A 20,571-nucleotide genomic window follows, 5' to 3' on the forward strand; every position below is an offset into this window, starting at 1 on the left:
AGGGTCGCCGGTCGGTGCATCCGGTGCAGGGGTGCCGGAGGGGAGTTGTGGGGCATGTGGCCGGACCAGTGGGCCGTTGTCGCGGAATCCGACCGTGACCGGTGGGACTTCGAGCCGCTCGAGCGGGTCGGTCCGCTCCGGTTCGGCATGAGTCTGGAGGAGGCGGTCGCTGCCATGGGTGCAGGGGGGTTCGTCTCCGAGACGTCGGCGATTCACAACTTCGGTCCGTTCGAGCAGGTACGCGCGAAGTTCCGTAAGGCAACGGCCACAGGATTCCTCTGGGGAAGGGAAGTTGAGGCCACAGCAGCCTTCTGGCGGACGGATGTTGCGGCCTACTTCGTCGACTCCATCGGTTTGACCTGTGTCGTGGTGGATGCCCTCACCGGCCCCCAGGTGACGGTGGAGGGCATCCGGCTGATCGGCCGGAGGCCCTCCGAGCTTGCGGACGAGATCACCGCGCACCAGGAGAAGCACGGCGGGGACATCTCGTTCACCCCGGAGGCCGACATCAGCCACCCGGACTGGGGGATGCTGCCGCGCGCCCAGCGTGCGGGCGACGTACTCCTGACGCGCGGAGTGTTCGGCAGACCCAACTCCTGGGCCAACACCATGTTCGACTGCATCCCCGCCGACGAGTGGGTGGGGCACCGCGCCATCGGCTCGGTCGGCTGGCACTCCAGCTGAACTTCTGCATTTGTCCTGGGCCACGTCCTGCACCAGCAGCCGGCCCTGGTGCGCGGCGACGCCGCGGAACTGCGCGAGGAGATGTGGCGCGACCGTGCGCCGGGCCGGGCCGCTGGCCGCCGACAAACCGTGAGGTGCCTGCTCCGGGGTTGCCGAGCCCGCCGTGATCCGGGAGACAGGCCCTATGGTGATCCGATGGACCTGGGGGCGGTACTCATTGCGATCACCGGTGTGGCCGGCACGTTGGGCGGTGCCCTGCTCACCCAGCGGGGCGCCGACCGGACCAAGAAGCGTGAGCTCGAGATGGGCCACGCCATCCAGGAGGCCCGCGAGAACCGCGAGTTGCGGCGGCGGTGCTACACCGAACTCCACCGGGATGCCAGGCAGTTCACCACAGCACTGAGCCGCCACCTGTACGCCGTGCGGGATCGTGCGCCCGGGGAGGAGGACATCCGGGCGCTGGAAAGCGCCAAGGACGCCCACCGGGACCGCTGGTCCGAGACCCTGATGATCGCCCCCGACACCGTGATCGGTCCGGCCAACGAGCTGAACGACGCACTGACCCGGGTGTACGGGCAGATCAAGCGCTTGGAACAGGGAACCCCCCGGCGGGGCGAGACCCTGCGGTCCGCCGCCGAGGCGCAGCACGCGCTCTGGCCCCTGATACGCGCCGCCAGGGAGGCGATGCGGGGCGATCTGGGTGTCACGGGCGCTGCCCCTTGGCCCCGGTCGAGCTCGCCCGACGACCCGGCGATGATCGGCGACTTCGAGGAGCCGCTCGGCGCCCCGGACTCCTGAGGCCCCTCTCTCCGGCAACGGCGGGTCCGTCGGTACGCACGGCCTCGGCCCGCCGACGGATGAGTGCTACCCCCCGGTCGGGGCAAGGGCGGCGCCGGGGAAGCGGTCGGTGACGATGCGTGCGGCCCAGTCCTGGACGAGTTGCCGGACCGGCGGGTGGGCCAGGCCTGCAGCGCGGGCGAGGGCGTCGGCCGAGGCGGTGTCGTAGGTGTCCTCGGCGAGGAAGGTCAGCGTCTCCGGGTCGACGCCGGTCAGGGCCCGCGGCAGGCGTCGGACCAGACCGACCGGCAGCAGGAGCCGCGGCGGCCGGACGCCGAGCCGGTCGGCGGCGAGGGCGACCAGTTCGGGCAGCGGCGGGGTGGCCGGGTCGAGGACGGTGTGCACGTGGAGCATGCCGTCGTCGTACCGGGGGACGGCCGCCAGGAAGGCCGCGAGGTGGTCCACGGCGAGCACGGGCACGACGGTGCGGCGGCTGCCGGCGAGGGCCGGGAGGCGGCCGGTCCACAGCTGTTCGACGAGGGTGGCGAGGCCGAGGTACTGGCCGGCTTCGCCGGTGCGGGAGTGGCCGATGACGGCGCCGGGGTTCACCACGGTCAGCGGCACGCCGAGCTCGGGTGCCAGGGTGCGGACCGCGATGTCGCCCTCGGTCTTGGAGGCCTCGTAGGCGCCGAGGGTGCGGTAGAGGCGGTCGGCGTCGGCGGTCGGCAGCGGATGCCGCAGGCCCGCCGTGCGGCCCACCCGGTAGCCGGAGAGGTGGATGTGGCGTCGCAGGGCGGGCCGTTCGGCGGCCCAGCGCAGGGGGTGGAGGGCGCCGTCCACGTTGGCGGTGCGGGCGTCGGCCCGGGTGAGGCCGAAGGCGTACCGGGCTGCGAGGTTGACGGTGTCGCGGACGCCGGCGAGGAGTTCGTCGTCGTGGCGGGAGAGGCCGAGGCCGGGTCGGGTGATGTCGGCGGCGACGGTGGTGAGCCGGTCGGCGAGTGCGTCCGGTGACGCGCCGTGGGCGGTGAGCCAGTCGCGCAGCCCGGTGTCGCGGGCGGGGCCTCCGCGGAGGCCGATCGCGACGTGCTCGCCGTGCTCGAGCAGCTCGAGGACGTACCAGCGGCCGATGAAGCCGGTGGCGCCGAGGACGAGGGTGCCGGGGTGGGTCATGCGAGTCCTTTCAATGGACCGGTCTACATATTCCATGGTCGAAAGCGGGCCGGGCGAAGGGCCGCCGGTCAGGCGGCCCCGGGGGCGAGCAGGAGTTCGGCGGCGCGGGCGGCGCGGTCCAGCGGCACGCGGCTGTGCGAGACCCGGGCGAGCAGCAGTGCGCCCTCCACCAGGGCCAGCACCGCGCCCGCCGCGGCGTCGGCGGCGGCCCGGTCGCGTCCGTGCCGGACGAGCATCCGGGCCAGCGCCAGCTGCCAGGTCTCGTACGCGTCCGCGCACACCCTGCGCAGGTCCTCGTGGCCGGCCGCCGTCTCCAGGGCGACGGTGGCGATCGGGCAGCCCTTGGCCCAGTCGGACTCCGCCATGCGGTCGCCCAGGGCGTCCAGCAGGCGCCGCACCACCTCGGCCGGGCCGGCGTCGCCCTCGGCCGCGCCTTCGATCAGCGCACCGATGTCCTGGCCGGCCTCGGTCAGCGCCAGGGCGACCATCTCGTCCTTGCCCGCGGGGAAGTGGAAGTACATCGAGCCGCGCGGGGCTCCGCTCGCGGCCAGTACGTCGTTGAGGCCGGTGCCGTAGTACCCGCGCTCCTCGATCAGCGCACGGGTCGCCTGCACCAGCCGGCCGCGCGTTTCCTCGCCCTTGGCTCCCATGCCGTTCAATGTAGACCGATCGTCATAATCCCGTCCAGCCGACAAGTCCGCGGCGTTCGCGCTGCCGCCCTCCGGCACCACTGCGCGCGCTATATGCTCGTCCGCTGCCGAGGGCTGACGGTCAGCCACACCTCCGGGGGGGAACCGCGCATGATTGTCGAAGTCCGCACCTACCGCCTCAAGCCCGGCACCGGGGAGGAGTTCGTCCGGGTGATGCGCGAGGAGTCGGTGCCGCTGCTGGAGCAGGCCGGGATCACGGTCCTCGGCTGCGGGGCCTCGCTGTTCGCGGAGGAGGGGCACGAGGAGGCGTACCTGATCCGCTCCTTCGCCTCGCTGGCGGAGCACCGGGAGCAGGAGCAGCGCTTCTACGACAGCGCGGCGTGGACCGACGGCCCGCGGGAGGCGATCGTCTCCCGGATCGAGCAGTACCACACGGTGGTCTTCGAGGTCGACGAGGCGGGCGTGCAGGCCTTCCGCGCCACCGCTGCCGGGAGCTCCTGAGCCGACCCGCGGAAACGGGCGCACGGACGGCCGCGCCGGGAAGGGACGTACGCCCTCCCCGGCACGCCGGTGACGGTGCCGGACTCAGCCGCGCATCAGGGTGTTGAACTCGTTGTAGTCCACGGCGTCGGTCAGGCTCTCGTAGGTGCCGGTGGCGACCAGCTCGGAGGCGACCCGGCGGACGACCGCGTAGGCCGCCTCGGCGACGGAGGAGCCGAGGCTGACCCGGGCCACGCCGAGCTTGGACAGCTCCGCGACGGACGGGGCTCCGGGGCCGGCGAGGATGTTGACGGGGGCGGGGATGCCCTCGGTCAGCGCGGCGACGGTCTCCGCGTCGGTGACGCCGGGCACGAAGATGCCGGTGGCGCCGGCGTCGAGGTAGGCACGGGCGCGGTCCAGCGTCTCCTTGACGCGGGTCTCCTCCGTCCCGACGGCGCGCAGGTAGGTGTCGATGCGCGCGTTGATGTAGAGCGGGACGCCGGCCTCGTCGGCCGCGGCGCGGGCGGCGGCGATCCGCTCGGCCTGCTCCTCCACCGGCCGCAGGCCGGGGGTGCCGTCCGAGGGTGCGTCCTCGATGTTGACGCCGACGGCGCCGGCGGCGATGACCTGGGCAATGGTGTCGGCGACGTCGGCAGGGGTGGCGCCGAAGCCGCTCTCGATGTCGGCGGACACCGGAATGGAAACGGCGTCCACCACCCGACGGATCAGCGCGATGGCCTGGTCGCGGTCGAGGTGGTTGCCGTCCGCGGCCCCCAGACCCCAGGCGACGCCGGCACTGGTGGTGGCAACGGCCTTGGCGCCGGCGGCCTCGACGAGGCGGGCACTGGCGGCGTCCCAGGCGTTGGCCAGGGCCAGCGGGGCGGCGGAGTCGTGGAGGGAACGGAACAGCTGAGCGTTGTGGTGCTGTGCAGTCATGTCGGGCATTAGACCAGCGCCGACGTACGGTTCGCTGGCAGATTTGCGACACTGCCGTCAGCCCGGTCGACCGTCCCCCGCGGTTAACCCTTCCGGGCTAGAGTGCAGCCTCGCATGCGGGCCGGGCGTGCCGTCATCAGGGCACCGGAGCGCCGAATACCCTTTGTCGGACCGGCTGTTCTGCCTTCACGTTTTGAGTATGCTCGTCGCGTGCATATCAACAGGGAGCTATGCATCCGAGCCGTACGTTCCAAGGACGCCCGTTTCGACGGTTGGTTCTACACCGCTGTAGTGACCACACGAATCTACTGCCGTCCCAGTTGTCCGGGGGTTCCGCCCAAGGACGAGAACATGACGTTCTATCCGAATGCCGCCGCTGCGCAGCAGGCGGGATTCCGCGCGTGCAAACGCTGCCGGCCGGACGCGAGCCCCGGCTCGCCGCGGTGGAACGAAAGGGCCGATCTGGTGGCCCGGGCCATGCGGCTGATCGCCGACGGCGTGGTCGACCGCGGCGGGGTCACGGAGCTGGCCTCCCGGCTCGGCTACAGCGTCCGGCAGATCCAGCGGCAGCTCATGGCCGAGGTCGGCGCCGGGCCGATCGCCCTGGCCCGGGCCCAACGCGCCCAGACCGCACGGGTGCTGATCGAGACCAGTGCCCTCCCGATGGCCGATGTCGCCTTTGCGGCCGGCTTCTCCAGCATCCGCAGCTTCAACGAGACCGTCCGCCAGGTGTTCGCGCTCGCCCCGACCGAGTTACGCAGCCGCTCCACCGGGCCGGGGCCGGAGTCGGCCAGGGGCGCACTGACCCTGCGGCTGCCCTTCCGGGCGCCGCTCACCCCGGGCAACCTCTTCGGGCACCTGGTCGCCACCGGCGTCCCGGGGGTGGAGGAGTGGCGCGACGGCGCCTACCGCCGCACCCTGCGGCTGCCGCACGGCCCGGGCGTGGTGTCGCTGCGCCCGATGCCGGACCACATCCAGTGCCGCCTCACCCTCGCCGACCTGCGCGACCTGTCCACCGCGATCAGCCGCTGCCGGTGGCTGCTCGACCTGGACGCCGACCCGGTGGCCGTGGACGAACTCCTCTGCCAGGACGCCGCGTTGGCACCGCACGTCCGCAAGGAGCCCGGCCGGAGAGTGCCGCGGACGGTGGACGGTGCCGAGTTCGCCGTCCGCGCCGTGCTCGGCCAGCAGGTCTCCACGGCCGCGGCCCGCACCCTGGCCGGACGCCTGGTGGCGGAGCACGGCGAGCCGATCGAGGACCGCGAGGGCGGGCTCAGCCACCTCTTCCCGACCCCGGCCGCACTCACCGCGCTGGACCCGGAACGGCTGGCACTCCCCCGCGCCCGGCGCACCACGCTGACCACCCTGGTCGCGGCGCTGGCCGAGGGCGGGCTGGACCTCTCCGCGGGCGGGGATTGGGAGCACACCCGCAGCCGGCTCGGCGCCCTGCCCGGCGTCGGCCCGTGGACGGTGGAGACCGTCGCCATGCGCGCGCTGGGCGACCCGGACGCGTTCGTCCCCACCGACCTCGGCGTCCGGGACGCGGCCCGGCGCCTGGACCTCCCCTCGACACCCGCCGCGCTGGCCGCGCGGGCCGAGTCGTGGCGGCCCTGGCGCGCCTACGCCGTGCAGTACCTGTGGGCGACCGGGGACCATCCGGCCAACCGGCTGCCCGACGAGGACGCTCCCACCGCCCCGGCACGGGCACGTCGCCCCGCCCGCCGCCCCGACCTGCGGGCGGTCACCGTCGGCGCCGGGGAGCCGTGAGCCCGCCATGCTGCCGAGCTGGTTCACCGTGGACACCCCGCTGCCCACCGGGCCGATGCGGATCGCCGTCACCGCACAGGGCGTGCTGGCCGCGGCCTTCACACCCCAGGAGCACGCCGCCCTGCCGCCGGGGCCCGAGCTCCGCGATCCGGCGGCGGACCGCCGGGCGGTCGCCGTGCGCACCCGCTTCGACGAGTACTTCGCCGGTCGCCGCCGGGACCTGGACCTGCCGATCGACTGGGCGCTGACGAACGGCGTGCAGCGGACCGTGCTGCAGGCCCTGCAGGCGCAGGTCGGTTTCGGACGGACCGTCAGTTATGGTGAACTCGCCGACGTCAGCGGCGCGTTCGAGGACGGACGGGAGCAGCGGGCGCTTGCGGCCCGGGTGGTCGGATCGATCATCGGCTCCAATCCGCTGTCCTTGCTGGTGCCCAGTCACCGGGTGGTCGCCGCCGGGGGTCTCGGCGGCTTCGGCGGCGGTGCCGAGGGCATGGCCGTGAAGCGGTGGCTGCTGACCCTGGAAGGCTGTCTGGAGCCGACCCTGGACTGGTCGGCCTTCTGAGCAAGGACCGGGCCGCGTCCGCCGCCCGGTGATCCACCGGCTGTGTCCGCCCGCAGAGCAGCGGGGCACGCCGGACGTTCTACGCGCGCAGTCCGCCGGGCTGCCGCGCTCCCCCGCCCCGCCGGACAACCCGGTGCGGGGCGGTCGAGGAAAGTCAACTGCCCGCCCCCGACCGGGGTGTGCGGACGATGGGGGGAACCATGGGACGGCCCGAGAAGCCGCTGAACCTGGCGGCCGATCCGATCACGATGTTCGCCCGAGACCTGAGAGAGCTGCGCCGCCGCGCGGGCAATCCCAGTTATCGCGACATGTCCAAGGTGGCGCTGTTCTCGCCGTCGGTGCTGTCGAGCGCCGCGAGCGGGCACCAGCCGCCCACGCTGCAGGTGACGCTCGGTTTCGTGGACGCCTGCGGCGGCGAGCGGGCGGAGTGGAAGGCGCGCTGGACGGCGGCGTTCCTGGGCGGCGAGCGCGGTGAACGGGCCCGGCCGGCGGAGCCCGCCGAGGTGGCGGCCGAGCGGTGGCCCTCGCCGGTGGAGCTGCCGGCGGCTGCCGACGGGTACGGGTTGGCGGTGCCCTCTGCGGTGCTGCCGGTACCGGCCCAACTTCCGCCGTGTCCAAGGTACTTCGTCGGGCGCAGGGCGGAGCTGCGGCAGGCGTGGCGGGCGCCGTCGGCGCCGGCGGACGTGATCGAGCCGCTGGTGGTCACCGGGCCGGTGGGGGTGGGGAAGACGGCCTTCGCGCTGAAGGTGGCGCACGATCTCGCGGCGCGTTTCCCGGACGGCCAGCTGTACGCCGACCTGGAGGCGACCGACTCGCACACGGTGATGCTGGGCTTCCTGCGGGCGCTCGGTGTGCCGATCCGCCAGGCGACCGGGGGGCCGGGCCACTTGACCGGTCTGTACCGCTCGCTGCTGGCGCGGCGGCGCATCCTGGTGGTGCTGGACAATGTGCGCGACGAGCGGCAGATCAGGCCGCTGCTGACCTCGACCACCTGCAGCATGACGCTGATCTCCAGCCGTACCCGGCTGCTGGGCGTCGACGAGGTGCGGCGGATCTCGCTGGACATGCTGCCGCCGGCGGCGGCGCTCGACCTGATCGCCGCGTGGGTGGGCCGCGAGCGGGTCGAGGCCGAACGGGCTTCCTGCGAACGGCTGGTGGAGCTGTGCGGGCTGCTGCCGCTGGCGCTGAACATCGTGGCGCGGCGGCTGGCGGCACAGCCGGGCCGCTCGATCGGCACGTTGGTGGAGCAGTTCTCCGCGGACGGGAGCGTGCTGGGGCTGCTGCGGATCGGCGATGTGAGCCTGCGCAACCGGATGGCCCGGGCGTACGAGCAGTTGGACAACTCGGCGCGCACCGCGCTGTGGCAGCTGGCCTCGGTGCACTCGCTGACCGGTGAGAAGCTCGCGGAGCTGCTCGACTGCAGTGCCGGGGAGGCCGAGGACGTCCTGGAGGAACTGGTCGACAGCGGGCTGGTGGTGGACACCGCCGGGTTCGGCCAGGGCTATGCACTGCCGGGGCTGTGCCGGGCGTTCGTCGCGGAGCAGTCGGGCGGGGCGCCGGGGTGCGAACGGGCGGATGCGGTGCTGCACATGCCGGAGGCCTGAGCCGCCGGTCGGGCGTTCGGCCCGCGGCCGGCCGCCCGACCGGCGCTGAACTGCGCGGACTCCACGGACCTATTTGATTGTTCGATACGTTCAATCCTTCCGATCAATTCCGGTCTCGACTTCGATGAGGAACGACCCGCCCACCGCTCGCGGGTCCCATCTCCCCGACCTCCCAGGGTCGGACCAGGGCCGGAATCGATCGAGGGACGTGGCATGCGCAGGACGGAAGGCGGGTTCAGGCCTCCGCAGGAGTCCGACTGGCTCGGGCTCGGCCGGGCGATCAGGGGCCGGGTCTGCCGACCCGGTGAGCCCGGCTACCTGATGGGCACCCGGCTCTTCAACACCCGCTACGACGGCGCCCGCAGCCCGCTCGGCGTGCTCGCCGCGGCCGACGCCGAGGACGTCCGGCTGGGCATCCGGTGGGCCCGTGAGCACGGGGTCCCGCTGGTGGCGCACTCCGGCGGCCACAGCTTCGCGGGCTACTCCGTCAACGACGGCCTGGTCATCGACCTGGCCCGGCTGTGCACCACCCGGGCCGAGGAGTCCACCGGCCTGGTCACCATCGGCGGCGGCACCCGGACGGGCCAGCTGTACAACGCGATCCGGCCGTTCGAGATGGCGGTGTCGGCCGGCACCCACCCGGCGGTCGGCGTCGCCGGGCTGGTGCTCGGCGGCGGCTGCGAGTTCGCGGCCCGCAAGCTCGGGCTGACCAGCGACGCGCTGGTGGAGACCGTGGTGGTGACCGCCGACGGGCGCATGCTGACCTGCAACGAGCGGGAGAACCCGGACCTCTTCTGGGCCTGCCGCGGCGGCGGCGGCGGCAACTTCGGCATCAACGTCTCCTTCACCTTCCAGGCGCAACCGGTGGGCGACGTCTCCACCTGCGACCTGACCTGGCGCTGGTCCGACGCCATGACCGTCCTCCCCGTGCTGCAGCGGATCGTGGACCGGGCCCCGGACGAGTTCGCGGCCCGGCTGGGCGTCAGCACCCACGGCCCGGACGCGCGGACCGCCCGGGAGAACCGGGTGGTCACCACCGCCGCCCAGTACCTCGGCCCCTCCACCGAGCTGCGGAGCATCCTCGACGACGCGCTGACCGCGGCCGCACCGGCCACCGCCGAGTTCGAGGACCGCACCTACTGGGACGCCAAGATGCACATGTCCCACGCCACTTCGGGCGGCGACTTCGCGCTGCGGACCAACTACGCCAAGGGCCCGGTCGCCGCCGGCGGCCTGGAGGCGATGATCTCCTGGATCGAGCGCTGGCCCGGCAGCAGCAACACCGACGGCGGCGGCGTCGGCCTGTTCTCCTGGGGCGGGGAGATCAACCGGATCGCGCCCGGGGACACCGCCTTCGTGCACCGCGACACGCTCTTCCTGGTCTCCATGGACACCTCCTGGACCGCCGAGGACTCCCCCGAGCTGGTCGCGGAGAACCTGGACTGGCTCAACGGGCTGTACGACGCGGTGGGCCCGTACGTGTCCGACTCCGCGTACCAGAACTTCGTCGACCCCGAGCTGGCCGACTGGCAGCAGGCGTACTACGGCGCGAACCTCCCCCGGCTGGTCGAGGTCAAGCGGAAGTACGACCCGGACGACGTCTTCAGCTTCGACCAGAGCATCGGGCTCGGCGAGTAACAGGATCGGAGAGAGCGGCTTCATGACTGAGAGCGACAAGCAGGCGGCCCCGCCGGGCGTGCTGGCAACCCTGCGGGTCACCCCCGTACCCGTGCGGTACCTGCTGGGCGGCGTGCTGGTGAACCAGCTCGGCGCCTTCATGCAGACCTTCCTGGCACTGTTCCTGGTGCACCAGAAGTTCCCGGTCGGCGAGGTCGGGATCTTCCTCGGGGCGTACAGCCTCGGCGCCGTCTTCGGGACGCTGCTCGGCGGCGAGCTCACCCACCGGCTGGGCGCGCGGAACACCATCATCACCGCGATGACCGGGTCCGCCGTCCTGGTCGCCTCGATGCCGCTGCTGGCCGAGCCCGGCCTGGAGATCGCCCTGGCGGCCGTGGTCGCCAGCGCCGGCCTGATCACCCAGGCCTACCGGCCGGCCGCCTCGGCGATGCTCACCGAGCTGATGCCCGAGGAACACCGGGTGATGGCCTTCTCCATGCTGCGGATCGCGCTCAACGTCGGCGCCGCGGTCGGCCCGCTGGTGGCCGCCGTGCTGATCGGACTCGACTGGTCGGCGCTCTTCTGGTTCGACGCGGCGACCGCGCTGCTGTACGCCGTGGTGGCGGCCCTGCTGCTGCCCCGTACCCCCGTCGGCAAGCAGGCCGACAAGACTGCCGACCGCACCCCGGAGAAGGACCGCACCCCGGAGAAGAAGGGCGGCAGCTACGCCGTGGTCCTGCGGGACCACCGCTACGTGCTGTACCTGCTCGGCATGCTGCTCAGCGCGATCGTCTACATCCAGTCCATGGCGATCCTGCCGCTCCAGCTCACCGAGGGCGGGCACTCCCCCCGCCTGTACAGCGCCGTCCTGATCACCTCCTCGCTGCTGGTCATCACCTGCGAGCTGAAGATCACCTCGTACGTGCAGAGCTGGAAGCCGGCCGTGGCCGGCGGCCTCGGCATCGCGGTGATGGGCCTGGGCCTCGCCGGGTACGCGCTGGCGCCCACGGCCGCCGCGGTGGTGCTCGGCCTCATCGTGCTCTCGGACGTCGGCCTGATGGTCAGCGGCCCGACCACCTTCGCCCACCCGGCGAAGAAGCCCGCCGAGCACCGCGCCCGCTACCTGGCCGCCTCGCAGGCGATGTTCGGCCTCGGCTCGGCGGTCGGCCCGGCGGTCGGCGTCTTCGCCTGGGACCACCTCGGGGCCTCCGCCTGGTGGCTGTGCGGCGCCGTCGCCCTGCTGTCGGCCGCGGCCACCGCCCTCGGGCTGCACGAGCCGGCCGAGGCCCGCACCCGGCCCGCCGCCGAGACCGTGTCGGCCTGACCCGGCCAGGGCGGCCCGCCCTCCCCGTCCCCTCACCACTTCAGGCAGGAGTTCAGTCATGTCCGAACAGCCGGTCGTCGTCGTCGGATTCTCCCTCGTCGCGCTCAAGTCCCTCGCCGAGTTCCAGCCGAACGCCTCGGTGATCGTGATCGAGGAGCCCGACGTCGTGCGCAAGCGCGACCTGGTCACGATGGCCGCAGGACTCCCGGTCGTCCGCGAGCTCGTCCAGTGGGAGTACCAGCTCCCCGGCACGGCCGACGCGTTCTACAACACCCGGCCCGACCTCGCCCCGGCGGCCGTCGCCCCGCTGTCGGACTACGGGGTGCCCTTCGCGGCGCGCCTCTCCGAGCGCTACGGCGTGAACGGCGCCGGCTTCGGCGCGGCCTCGCTGCTGCGCGACAAGGAGCAGCTGCGCCTGGTCGCCCGCGCCGCCGGGATCGCCAACCCCGAGTCGGAGCCGGTGGATTCACCGGACGGCCTGCGCGCCTTCATGGCCGCGCACCCCGGCCCGGTGGTGCTGAAGCCGGCCAACCGGCAGGCGGCGGTGGGCGTCCGGGTGGTGCACTCGGTGAACGAGGCGGACGAGGCCTGGGCCGAGTGCACCGTGCAGGACGAGGGCGTGTTCGTGCCGGACCGCCCGATGCCGGTCCGGATGCTCGCCGAACGCTGCATCGTCGGGCCGGAGTTCAGCGTCGAGATGCTGGTGCGGGACGGCGAGGCGCTGTTCGGCAACGTCACCGCCAAGGAGCTCTACCCGGGCGTGCGGCCGGTGGAGTCCGGGCACGTCGCCCCGGCCGGGATCTCCCCCGAGCTCACCCGGCTGATGCTGGAGCAGACCGAACTCCTGCTGCAGGCCGTCGGGTTCGGCAGCGGCATCACACACTGCGAGTGGATCGTCGCCGACGGCACCCCGTACCTGGTGGAGTGCGCCGGCCGGTTCGCCGGCGACGCCATCATCGAGCTGATCGAGCGCGCCTACGGGATCGACCTGGTGCGCAGCTTCTGGGCGGTGATGAAGCGGCAGCCGCTGCCCGCGGAGCTGAACCGGAAGGCCGGGCAGGCCGCGTCCATCCGGTTCGTGGTCGCCGACCCCGGCGAGATCGAGGCGGTGACCGGCGTCGAGGAGGCACTGGCGGTGCCCGGCGTGGTCTCCGCGGCGGTGACCTTCAAGCCCGGCGACCGGACGTACGAACTCAAGTGCTCGTGGGACCGGATCGGTTCGGCGATCGCCTGCGGCGCCACCCCCGAGGAGGCGGTGGAACGCGCCAAGCGGGCCGTCGAGCTGATCGAGGTGAAGGTCCGGCCGGTCGCCTGACACCCCCGCCGTACCGCAGCCCCCGCCCCAGACGGACGAACGGACCGAGGAGACACCGTGACCACCGTGGCCGAGCTGGCCGACCGGACGCTCGACCTGATCGCCGAGGAGGACCCGCTCAACGACGCCCTCGAGGGCCACCCCGGTTTCGAGCACCGCCTGCGGAACCTCGCCGAGGAGGCCGACGAGGACCTGGCCGACCGGGCACGCCGCATCGCCGGCACCGCCCGCACGCTGGAGTGCTCCGGCCAGGACGGCATCACCCGCGCGGTCGTCGTCCAGCAGGCCGAGGCGCTGGCCGACCGGGTCGGCGCCCGGTTGGTCGAGCACACCGTGGCCGACTACGACACCTCCCCGCTGGGGCGCCTGCTGGTCGCCCTCCCCGCGCTGCGCCCGAGCGGCGAGGCCGGGGAGGAGGGGTACCTGGCGCGGCTGGCCTCGGTCCCGGCCTACCTCGCCGAGGCGGCCGGGCGGCTGCGCGGCGGCCTCGCCGCCGGGCGGGTGCCGGTCGCGGAGCGGGCCCACCGCGCCGTGGCCCGGCTCGGCGCCTACCTGGACGACCCGGCGGGCGACCCGCTGGCCGCCGTCCCGGTGGCCGCACGGCGGGCGGCCGAACGGGACCGCCTGCTGGCCGAGGCGGTGCGGCCGGCGTTCGCCCGGTACCGCGAGGTGCTCGCCGGGATCGCCCCGCACGGCCGGCCGCAGGAGCGGCCCGGCCTGTGCTGGCTGCCGGACGGCGCGGCCGTGTACGCGCGACTGGCCCGTATCCACACCACCACCGACCGGACGGCCGAGGAGCTGCACCGGACGGGGCTGGAGCTGCTGGCCGCGCTCGACGAGGAGTACCCGGCGGTCGGCGGTCGGCTGTTCGGCGTCCGTACGGCCGCGGAGGTGCGGCAGCGGATGCGGTCCGACCCGTCGCTGCGCTGGTCGGGGCCGGAGGAACTGCTGGCCGACGCCCGGGCCGCCGTCGAGCGGGCCGAGAAGGCGGCGCCCGCCTGGTTCGGGCGGCTGCCCTCGCACGCCTGTGTGCTGGCCGCCGTACCGGAGGCGGACGCCCCGCACTCGCCGGCCGCCTACTACCTGCCGCCCGCGCTGAACGGCTCCCGGCCGGGCACCTACTTCGCCAACACCCACCTCGCGCACGAGCGCTTCCGGTTCACCTCGGAGGCACTGGCCTTCCACGAGGCGGTGCCGGGGCACCACGTCCAGCTGGCGCTGGCCCAGGAGCTGGAGGGGCTGCCCGCGCTGCGCCGGCTGGCCTGGATCAACTCCTACATCGAGGGCTGGGGCCTGTACACCGAGCGCCTGGCCCAGGAGATGGGGCTGTACTCGGGCGACGTGCCGCTGCTCGGGGTGCTGGCCATGGACTCGCTGCGGGCGGCCCGCCTGGTGGTGGACACCGGGCTGCACGCCCTCGGCTGGAGCCGGGAGGAGGCGGTGGCCTTCCTCCGTACGAACACCGTGATGGCGGAGGTGGACATCCAGTCCGAGACCGACCGTTACATCGAGATGCCCGGCCAGGCGCTGTCGTACATGGTCGGCCGCCTGGAGCTGCAGCGCCTGCGGGCGCGGGCCGCGGCGGAGGCGGGCCCCGCGTTCGACGTCCGGGCCTTCCACGACCTCGTCCTCGGCAACGGCCCGCTGCCGCTGTCCGTCCTCGACGAGGTCCTCGCTGATCGTCGCCCGCTCGCCTCCGGGCCTGTGTTGTCACCCGCTCGCCTCCGGGCCCTCTGAGCCCGGCGCCGACGGTCGTCACTCCGTCGCTCCTTCGTCGTTCCCGCGTTCCTCCCTTTCGGCACCGGCGGGCCCTTCGGCTCGGGGCGGGACGCTCCCGCGCTCCTCCCTCACCGGCGGGCCCTTCGGCCGGACAGAACCCACGAACCCCATCCCTGGAGGCTTCCATGACACACCGAGAAGTCGAGCTGCTGGCCGTCGGGGCCGGGCCGGCCAACCTGGCCCTCGCCGTCGCCCTGGAGGAGCTGGCACCCGACCTCGCCGAGCAGTCGCTGCTGATCGAGCGGCAGGAGAAGGTGTCCTGGCAGCCCGGAATGCTGCTGCGCGAGGCGCAGAGCCAGGTCTCCTTCCTCAAGGACCTGGTGACCCAGCGCAATCCGCAGAGCCGGTTCTCCTTCGTCAACTACCTGCACTCCACCGGCCGGTTGGACGACTTCATCAACCTGGGCACCTTCACTCCGTACCGCAGCGAGATGTCGGAGTACTTCGCCTGGGTCGGCTCCGAGCTGGCGAAGGTCCGGCTGGAGTGCGGCCGTTCCTGCGAGTCGGTCACGCCGCGGCGCAGCGCGTCCGGTGCGGTGACCGGCTGGCTGACCGAGCTGGCGGACGGTTCCACGATCGGCAGCCGCTACCTGGTGATCGGTGCGGGCCGCGACCCGCACGTCCCGGCGGTGTTCGGCAGACTCCCGGCCGGGCGGCTGATCCACAGCACCGAGTACACCCGGCGGGTGGCGGAGCTGCCGAAGGACCGCGCGCACCGGGTCGTGGTGGTCGGCGGGGCGCAGAGCGCCGCGGAGATGTTCAACGCGGTGCAGCAGGACCTGCCGGGCAGCCACCGGACGCTGGTGATGCGCTCGATCGGCCTGAGCCACTACGAGACGGGCAAGTTCACCAACGAGCTGTACTTCCCGTCGTTCACCGACGAGTTCTTCCACTCGCGTCCGGAGGCGCGGGAGCAGATCCTCTCGGAGATGCACCGGACGAACTACGCCGGCCTCTCCCCCGACCTGCTCGACTCGCTGTACCGCCAGCTCTACCTGGACCGGCTGCACGGCGAGGAGCGCCTGCGGATCGTCACCCTGGCCGATGTGACCGGCGCGGTGGAGGAGGACGGCGAGGTCCGCCTGGAGCTGACGGACCGCAAGTCCGGCAAGACCGAGACGGTGGCCTGCGACGTGGTGCTGCTCGGCACCGGCTTCGTCCGCGGCCTGCCGGCGGGTGTCCGCCGGCTGCAGGAGTCGCTGGGCCTGGAGCGGGTCGAGGTGACCCGCAACTACCGCCTGTTGCTGGACGGTCCGGCGACCGGCGCCTGCTACCTGCAGGGCATCAACGAGGCCACCCACGGCATTCCGGACTCGCTGCTGAGCATCCTGGCGGTCCGCGGCGCGGAGATCGCCACGGACGTCGCCACCCACCGCCGTGACACCGATCTGGCCGGCCCCGGCGCCGGACACCTGCTGAGCGCGGCCCCGTCCGCCGCCTGACCTGCGAGGAGCGCAGATGGACATCCGCAAGCTGGACCCGGCGGAGCTCAACGACGCCACCGGCCACTCCAAGCGGCTCCACCCGTGGGCGTCGCTGAACGCCCCGTTCGAGGGCGCGTTCAGCGTCATCCGGCCGGGCAGTGCCTCGCCGAAGCACGCCCACCACGAGGGCGAGATCTTCATCGCGGCCTCCGGGTCCGCGGTGGTGGAGTCGAACGGAGAGCGCCGGCCGTTCGTGGCCGGGGACGTCGTGCACTTCCCGCCCGGGCACGAGCACCAGATCTTCAACGAGACCGACACCGACTTCACCATGTTCAGCGTGTGGTGGGACACGGCCATGGCGAGGGTCTTCCTCGCCCGCCACGAAAGCGAGTCCTGAGCCATGACCAGCCAGCCCCGCACCATCGTCATCGACACCCCGCCGACGCCCAACGGCAACCTCCACGTCGGCCACCTGGCCGGGCCGTTCATCGGCGCCGACGTGCACGCGCGCTACCTGCGGGCCACCGGCCGCCCGGTGCTGTACTCCTCGGGCACCGACGAGAGCCAGACCTACGTGCTGGCCAGCGCCCGCAAGGCCGGCACCACCCCGGAGCGGCTGAGCGGCGACTCCTGGCCGGCGATCAAGGAGACCCTGCAGGTCATGGGGATCTCCCTGGACGGCTTCGCGCCCTACGACGACTGGTACCGTTCGACGGTGCTGGAGTTCGTCCGGCCGCTGCACGAGGCCGGGAAGTTCCGGCTGAAGACCGTCCGGCTGCCGTACTCGGAGCGCCTCGGCGAGTTCCTGGTCGAGGGCCTGGTCTGCGGCGACTGCCCGATCTGCCTGTCGGAGAGCCGCGGCGGCCTGTGCGAGACCTGCGGCCACCCGAACAACTACGACGAGCTGATCGACGCCCGGTCGACGGCCGACCCGACCGATGTGCTCACCGTCCGCGAGGCCGAGATCCTGGTCTTCCCGATGGAGGAGTACCGGGAGCAGCTGGAGGCCTACTACCGGGAGAAGCTGCCGGAGTTCCGGCCACACATGGCGCAGCTGATCCGCGAGCTGTTCGCTCGGCCGCTGCCGGACCTGCCGGTGACCTACCCGCTGTCCTGGGGCATTCCGGCGCCGTTCGCCGAGACGCCGGGGCAGGTGCTCAACGCCTGGGTGGAGGGCATCCCGGCGGTCATCTACACGACCGCGTTCGCGGCGGAGCAGCTGGGCGAGCGCCCCGAGGGCCCGACGGACGAGCTGTGGCGCGCCGAGCGGGGCAACCGCCTGGTGTACTTCATCGGCTTCGACAACATCTGGTTCTGGGGTCTGACCCACCTGGCGCTGATCATGGCGCACGAGGGCCGCTACATCGTGCCGGACGCGATGGTGGTGAACGAGTTCTACGAGCTGGAGAACGAGAAGTTCTCCACCAGCCGCGGCCACGTCCTGTACTGCGACGAGCTGTTGGGCGAGGTGCCGCGCGACTTCGTGCGCTACTACCTCGCGCTGGCGAATCCGGAGAACCAGCGGACCAACTTCAGCCGGGCCGCCCTCACCAAGGTGGTGGAGCAGCGGCTCGCCGCGCCGTGGCGGCAGCTCGCGGCGGGCCTGAAGCGGGCGACCGACGCGGTCGGCGCGGACGTCCTGCCGGTCTCCGCGACGGCGCGCGAGAACGCCGCGACCGTGCTGGAGCGCTTCGCGCTCTGCTACGAGCTGGAGGGCTACAGCCCGACGCGTGCGGCGGACCTGATCGCCGTTCAGCTGGAGCGGCTGGCCCGCTGGTGCGACCGGCTCGACGAGGGCGGGGCCGGCCCGGACCGGGAGCGGCTCGGCGACCTGTTCCTGGAGGTCAAGGTGCTGATCGCGGCGGCCTCGCCGATCCTGGTGGACCTCGCGGAGGCGGCGGCCGAGCGGGGCGGCTTCGACGGGCTGATGACCGAGGAGGCCTTCCGGGTCACCGAGGTCAAGCCCTTCGAGCTGCCGGTCCTGGGCTGAGTCGCGTGCCGGGCGCGGCGCCGGCCCGGCCGGGGCCGCGCCCGGCACCGGGGGGGGTTGATGATGCAGATCATTGTGGTGGGGGCGGGGGTGGTCGGCCTGCTCACCGCCTGGGAGTGCCGGCGGGCCGGTGCCGCCGTGACCCTGCTGGAGCAGGACCGGGTGCCGTCGCCCGCGGCCGCCTCGTACGATCGGCACCGCGTGCTGCGGGCCTTCCACCGCGGCGATCCGGGCCCGGCCCGGGCGGCGCGGGAGGCGGACCGGCTGTGGCGGGAGTGGGAGGAGGCGCTCGGCGCCGACTTCTACCGCCGGGTCGGCGCGCTGACCGTGCTGGACCGCACCGACCTGCACGAGCAGCTGGGGGTGCTCGGCTCCGCCGGCGTCGTCGCCGACGGGCTGGACGGGCAGGACCTGAAATCCCGTTACCCGTACCTTGCACTACCGGCGGGTGCAGCAGGCCTGCTGGAGCGGGACGCCGGGGTGCTGCTCGCGGACCGGGTGCTGACCGCCCTCGCGGACGGGCTCGCCCGGTGCCCGGAGGTGCGCATCGAGGCGGGCCGCCGGGTCGCCGCCCTGGAGCCGGACGGCACCGGGGTGGTACTGGCGGACGGCACCCGGCTGCGCGGCGACGCCGTGGTGGTCGCCGCCGGTCCCTGGTCGCGGTCACTGCTGGAACCCGGACAGGCGGCAGAGCTGCGGCTGTACCGGCAGACCCTGCTGTACTGCGAGGTGCCGGACGGCCTCCGGCAGGACTGGGAGCGGGCTCCCGCGATGCCGGGCCTGGGCACCGCGGCGGGCGCCTGGCTGGTGCCCCCGGTGGCCGGCACCCCGTTGAAGCTCAGCGCCTCCGCGGCCTGCCGCGAGGTCGCGGGGTTCGACGGCCGGGACGCGCCGGGCGGGCTGCGCGACCTCCTGGTGGACCACTTCGCCGGGCTGCTGGCGGGCTTCACCCCCGCCTGGGTGCGCTCGGCCGCGGACAGCTACTACCTGGCCGGGGCCGACACGCACGGCCCCCGCCTCCACCGCCACCCGGCCGGCCCGACCTGGGTGTACGCGGCCTGCGGCGGCTCCTCGTTCAAGTTCGCCCCGCTGATCGGCCGTGCCCTCGCCCAGTGGGCGCTCGGCCGCGGGCCCGTCCGGCCGACCGGACTGCCCGTACTCGACCACCACCTGCCGACCGTCGACCGCCATCCGTCGACCGTTCCGCCCGAGGAGGCGACCCCGCCGTGAAACTGCTCGCCCTGGAAGCCCGCCAGAACGGCACCTACTACCACTCCCGCTACCGCCAGGTCGAGGAGTTCGGCGGCAACCTCCATGTCCTGAACGGCATCGGGGAGCCGGGCTACTGGGAGGAGGGTCGCTACCGGATCGCCGGGTCGCAGCACATCGACGACCTGGTCGCCGCGGCCCGGGCCTGGCACGAGGAGGAGCGGTTCGACGGCGTCCTCACCTTCTCCGAGTCGGCCGTGGTGGCCGTCGCCGCCGTCGCCGAGGCGCTCGGGCTGCCGGGCATCGGCCTGGACGCGGCGCGGACCAGCCGCAACAAGCTGCTGATGCGGCGGGCGCACGCCGAGGGCGGCGCCCCCCACCCGGACTTCCGCTTCGTCCCCGACCTGGCCCGGGCCCTGCAGGCGGCCGAGGACTTCGGCTACCCGGTGATCCTCAAGCCGACGCTGGGCGCCGCCAGCAACTACGTCTTCAAGATCGACTCCCCGCAGGAGATGGAGCTGCGCTTCCCGCAGGCCGAGGCCGGCCTGGCCGGGATGACCTGGTCGGCCATGGAGGTGCAGGGGCTGGACCTCGGCCCGCAGGGGCTGCTGGTGGAGTCCTTCCTGGACGGCCGCGAGATGCAGATCGAGGCGGCCGTGTGGGACGGGGAGGTGTTCCTCGGGTCGGTGGTCGACCGGATCACCGTGGAGGGCGGCACCTTCGACGACGACGTCCACCGGGCGCCGACCTCGCTGGCCGCCGACGGCCTCGAGGAGGTACGGCTCGCGGTCGCCGCCGGCATCGGCGCCCAGGGCATCCGGCGCGGCGTCGTCCACGCCGAGGTGCGCTTCCACGACGGCCAGCCGCACCTGCTGGAGATCGCCGCCCGCCCCGGCGGCGGCGACCTGGACTCCTTCGCCCGCGTCACCGCCGGCCACTGCCCGATCCGGGCACTGATGGCCGCCGCCCGCGGCGAGCGGCCCGCGCTGCGCCCGTTCACCCCGACCGGGGTGCACATCGCCGGCATGGTGCTGCTCTGCGAGGCCGGCCGGATCGAGGAGATCGAGCTGCCGGAGGCCGCGTCGGAGCCCGGCAGGGAACTCTTCGTCAAGATCACCGCCAGGCCGGGCGACCTGATCAGGCGCCCGCCGGAGGGCAACAACATCCTCGGCTTCCTGGGCTGCGCCGACAGCTCCTTCGAGGAAGCCATGCGCAGGGCCACCGAGTTCGCCGACAACGTGAAGGTCCGGGTGGCCCCGTGAGCCGCCCGGCCGACCGACGAG

Annotated in this window: 18 protein-coding genes; 15 read left to right on the forward strand and 3 right to left on the reverse strand. The window is 73.3% G+C overall.

What is annotated here, in order from left to right:
- Positions 1–54: 54 nt before the first annotated feature.
- Positions 55–684, forward strand: a complete 630-nt coding sequence (locus ACQ614_RS03400; protein WP_431676647.1) for a hypothetical protein — start codon at positions 55–57, stop codon at positions 682–684.
- Positions 685–879: 195 nt separating this feature from the next.
- Positions 880–1,482, forward strand: a complete 603-nt coding sequence (locus tag ACQ614_RS03405; protein WP_431676648.1) for a hypothetical protein — start codon at positions 880–882, stop codon at positions 1,480–1,482.
- 66 nt (positions 1,483–1,548) lie between these two features.
- Here the strand turns inward: ACQ614_RS03405 and ACQ614_RS03410 are convergent, their stop codons facing one another.
- Together ACQ614_RS03410 and ACQ614_RS03415 are read right to left on the reverse strand one after the other, a co-directional pair.
- A complete protein-coding gene (locus tag ACQ614_RS03410; RefSeq protein WP_431676649.1) occupies positions 1,549–2,631 on the reverse strand; it encodes an SDR family oxidoreductase in 1,083 nt (360 codons plus the stop codon).
- Positions 2,632–2,699: 68 nt separating this feature from the next.
- The gene (locus ACQ614_RS03415) at positions 2,700–3,281 is read right to left on the reverse strand and encodes a TetR/AcrR family transcriptional regulator (RefSeq protein WP_431676650.1); all 582 of its coding nucleotides are present in this window, start codon (positions 3,279–3,281) and stop codon (positions 2,700–2,702) included.
- Between the two features lie 150 nt (positions 3,282–3,431).
- Between ACQ614_RS03415 and ACQ614_RS03420 the strand changes: the two genes are divergently transcribed.
- A complete protein-coding gene (locus tag ACQ614_RS03420) occupies positions 3,432–3,782 on the forward strand; it encodes an NIPSNAP family protein (RefSeq protein ID WP_431676651.1) in 351 nt (116 codons plus the stop codon).
- 84 nt (positions 3,783–3,866) lie between these two features.
- Here ACQ614_RS03420 and ACQ614_RS03425 read toward each other — a convergent pair whose 3' ends face one another.
- A complete protein-coding gene (locus ACQ614_RS03425) occupies positions 3,867–4,697 on the reverse strand; it encodes an isocitrate lyase/PEP mutase family protein (protein WP_431676652.1) in 831 nt (276 codons plus the stop codon).
- A gap of 210 nt (positions 4,698–4,907) precedes the next feature.
- Here ACQ614_RS03425 and ACQ614_RS03430 point away from each other — a divergent pair, with 210 nt between their 5' ends.
- The 12 genes from ACQ614_RS03430 to ACQ614_RS03485 all read left to right on the forward strand — a co-directional run bounded on the left by ACQ614_RS03430 (position 4,908) and on the right by ACQ614_RS03485 (position 20,550).
- Positions 4,908–6,464 (forward strand): AlkA N-terminal domain-containing protein, encoded by a 1,557-nt coding sequence (locus tag ACQ614_RS03430; RefSeq protein WP_431676653.1) that lies wholly within the window; start codon positions 4,908–4,910, stop codon positions 6,462–6,464.
- Between the two features lie 7 nt (positions 6,465–6,471).
- Positions 6,472–7,026 carry a methylated-DNA--[protein]-cysteine S-methyltransferase gene (locus tag ACQ614_RS03435; RefSeq protein WP_431676654.1) on the forward strand — a complete coding sequence of 185 codons (555 nt, stop codon included), beginning with the start codon at positions 6,472–6,474 and terminating at the stop codon, positions 7,024–7,026.
- A gap of 200 nt (positions 7,027–7,226) precedes the next feature.
- The gene (locus ACQ614_RS03440; protein ID WP_431676655.1) at positions 7,227–8,630 is read left to right on the forward strand and encodes an NB-ARC domain-containing protein; all 1,404 of its coding nucleotides are present in this window, start codon (positions 7,227–7,229) and stop codon (positions 8,628–8,630) included.
- A 213-nt stretch (positions 8,631–8,843) separates the two neighbouring features.
- Positions 8,844–10,268, forward strand: coding sequence for an FAD-binding oxidoreductase (locus tag ACQ614_RS03445; RefSeq protein WP_431676656.1), 1,425 nt, complete (start codon positions 8,844–8,846; stop codon positions 10,266–10,268).
- Positions 10,269–10,290: 22 nt separating this feature from the next.
- Complete coding sequence (locus tag ACQ614_RS03450; protein ID WP_431676657.1) at positions 10,291–11,571, forward strand: MFS transporter; 1,281 nt, start codon at positions 10,291–10,293, stop codon at positions 11,569–11,571.
- 58 nt (positions 11,572–11,629) lie between these two features.
- Positions 11,630–12,886, forward strand: a complete 1,257-nt coding sequence (locus tag ACQ614_RS03455) for an ATP-grasp domain-containing protein (RefSeq protein WP_431676658.1) — start codon at positions 11,630–11,632, stop codon at positions 12,884–12,886.
- A 57-nt stretch (positions 12,887–12,943) separates the two neighbouring features.
- On the forward strand, positions 12,944–14,623 hold the full coding sequence (locus ACQ614_RS03460; RefSeq protein ID WP_431676659.1) for a DUF885 domain-containing protein: 1,680 nt from the start codon (positions 12,944–12,946) through the stop codon (positions 14,621–14,623).
- Between the two features lie 167 nt (positions 14,624–14,790).
- A complete protein-coding gene (locus ACQ614_RS03465; protein ID WP_431676660.1) occupies positions 14,791–16,107 on the forward strand; it encodes a lysine N(6)-hydroxylase/L-ornithine N(5)-oxygenase family protein in 1,317 nt (438 codons plus the stop codon).
- Positions 16,108–16,123: 16 nt separating this feature from the next.
- Positions 16,124–16,486 carry a cupin domain-containing protein gene (locus tag ACQ614_RS03470; protein WP_431676661.1) on the forward strand — a complete coding sequence of 121 codons (363 nt, stop codon included), beginning with the start codon at positions 16,124–16,126 and terminating at the stop codon, positions 16,484–16,486.
- Positions 16,487–16,489: 3 nt separating this feature from the next.
- Positions 16,490–18,079 carry a class I tRNA ligase family protein gene (locus ACQ614_RS03475; protein WP_431676662.1) on the forward strand — a complete coding sequence of 530 codons (1,590 nt, stop codon included), beginning with the start codon at positions 16,490–16,492 and terminating at the stop codon, positions 18,077–18,079.
- Between the two features lie 60 nt (positions 18,080–18,139).
- A complete protein-coding gene (locus ACQ614_RS03480; RefSeq protein WP_431676663.1) occupies positions 18,140–19,309 on the forward strand; it encodes an NAD(P)/FAD-dependent oxidoreductase in 1,170 nt (389 codons plus the stop codon).
- Positions 19,306–20,550: an ATP-grasp domain-containing protein gene (locus ACQ614_RS03485; protein WP_431676664.1), complete on the forward strand. Its 1,245-nt coding sequence runs from the start codon at positions 19,306–19,308 to the stop codon at positions 20,548–20,550. Before ACQ614_RS03480 ends, ACQ614_RS03485 begins: the two co-directional genes overlap by 4 nt.
- Positions 20,551–20,571: the final 21 nt, after the last annotated feature.

Source organism: Kitasatospora dryopteridis, from assembly GCF_050749075.1.
Classification (GTDB): Bacteria; Actinomycetota; Actinomycetes; order Streptomycetales; family Streptomycetaceae; genus Kitasatospora.

Excerpts from the sequence above, each read along its gene's own strand:
- ACQ614_RS03400 (WP_431676647.1), top strand. The coding sequence starts at position 55 with ATGTGGCCGGACCAGTGGGCCGTTGTCGCGGAATCCGACCGTGACCGG.
- ACQ614_RS03405 (WP_431676648.1), top strand. The coding sequence starts at position 880 with ATGGACCTGGGGGCGGTACTCATTGCGATCACCGGTGTGGCCGGCACG.
- ACQ614_RS03410 (WP_431676649.1), bottom strand. The coding sequence starts at position 2,631 with ATGACCCACCCCGGCACCCTCGTCCTCGGCGCCACCGGCTTCATCGGC.
- ACQ614_RS03415 (WP_431676650.1), bottom strand. The coding sequence starts at position 3,281 with ATGGGAGCCAAGGGCGAGGAAACGCGCGGCCGGCTGGTGCAGGCGACC.
- ACQ614_RS03420 (WP_431676651.1), top strand. The coding sequence starts at position 3,432 with ATGATTGTCGAAGTCCGCACCTACCGCCTCAAGCCCGGCACCGGGGAG.
- ACQ614_RS03425 (WP_431676652.1), bottom strand. The coding sequence starts at position 4,697 with ATGACTGCACAGCACCACAACGCTCAGCTGTTCCGTTCCCTCCACGAC.
- ACQ614_RS03435 (WP_431676654.1), top strand. The coding sequence starts at position 6,472 with ATGCTGCCGAGCTGGTTCACCGTGGACACCCCGCTGCCCACCGGGCCG.
- ACQ614_RS03440 (WP_431676655.1), top strand. The coding sequence starts at position 7,227 with ATGGGACGGCCCGAGAAGCCGCTGAACCTGGCGGCCGATCCGATCACG.
- ACQ614_RS03445 (WP_431676656.1), top strand. The coding sequence starts at position 8,844 with ATGCGCAGGACGGAAGGCGGGTTCAGGCCTCCGCAGGAGTCCGACTGG.
- ACQ614_RS03450 (WP_431676657.1), top strand. The coding sequence starts at position 10,291 with ATGACTGAGAGCGACAAGCAGGCGGCCCCGCCGGGCGTGCTGGCAACC.
- ACQ614_RS03455 (WP_431676658.1), top strand. The coding sequence starts at position 11,630 with ATGTCCGAACAGCCGGTCGTCGTCGTCGGATTCTCCCTCGTCGCGCTC.
- ACQ614_RS03465 (WP_431676660.1), top strand. The coding sequence starts at position 14,791 with ATGACACACCGAGAAGTCGAGCTGCTGGCCGTCGGGGCCGGGCCGGCC.
- ACQ614_RS03470 (WP_431676661.1), top strand. The coding sequence starts at position 16,124 with ATGGACATCCGCAAGCTGGACCCGGCGGAGCTCAACGACGCCACCGGC.
- ACQ614_RS03475 (WP_431676662.1), top strand. The coding sequence starts at position 16,490 with ATGACCAGCCAGCCCCGCACCATCGTCATCGACACCCCGCCGACGCCC.
- ACQ614_RS03480 (WP_431676663.1), top strand. The coding sequence starts at position 18,140 with ATGATGCAGATCATTGTGGTGGGGGCGGGGGTGGTCGGCCTGCTCACC.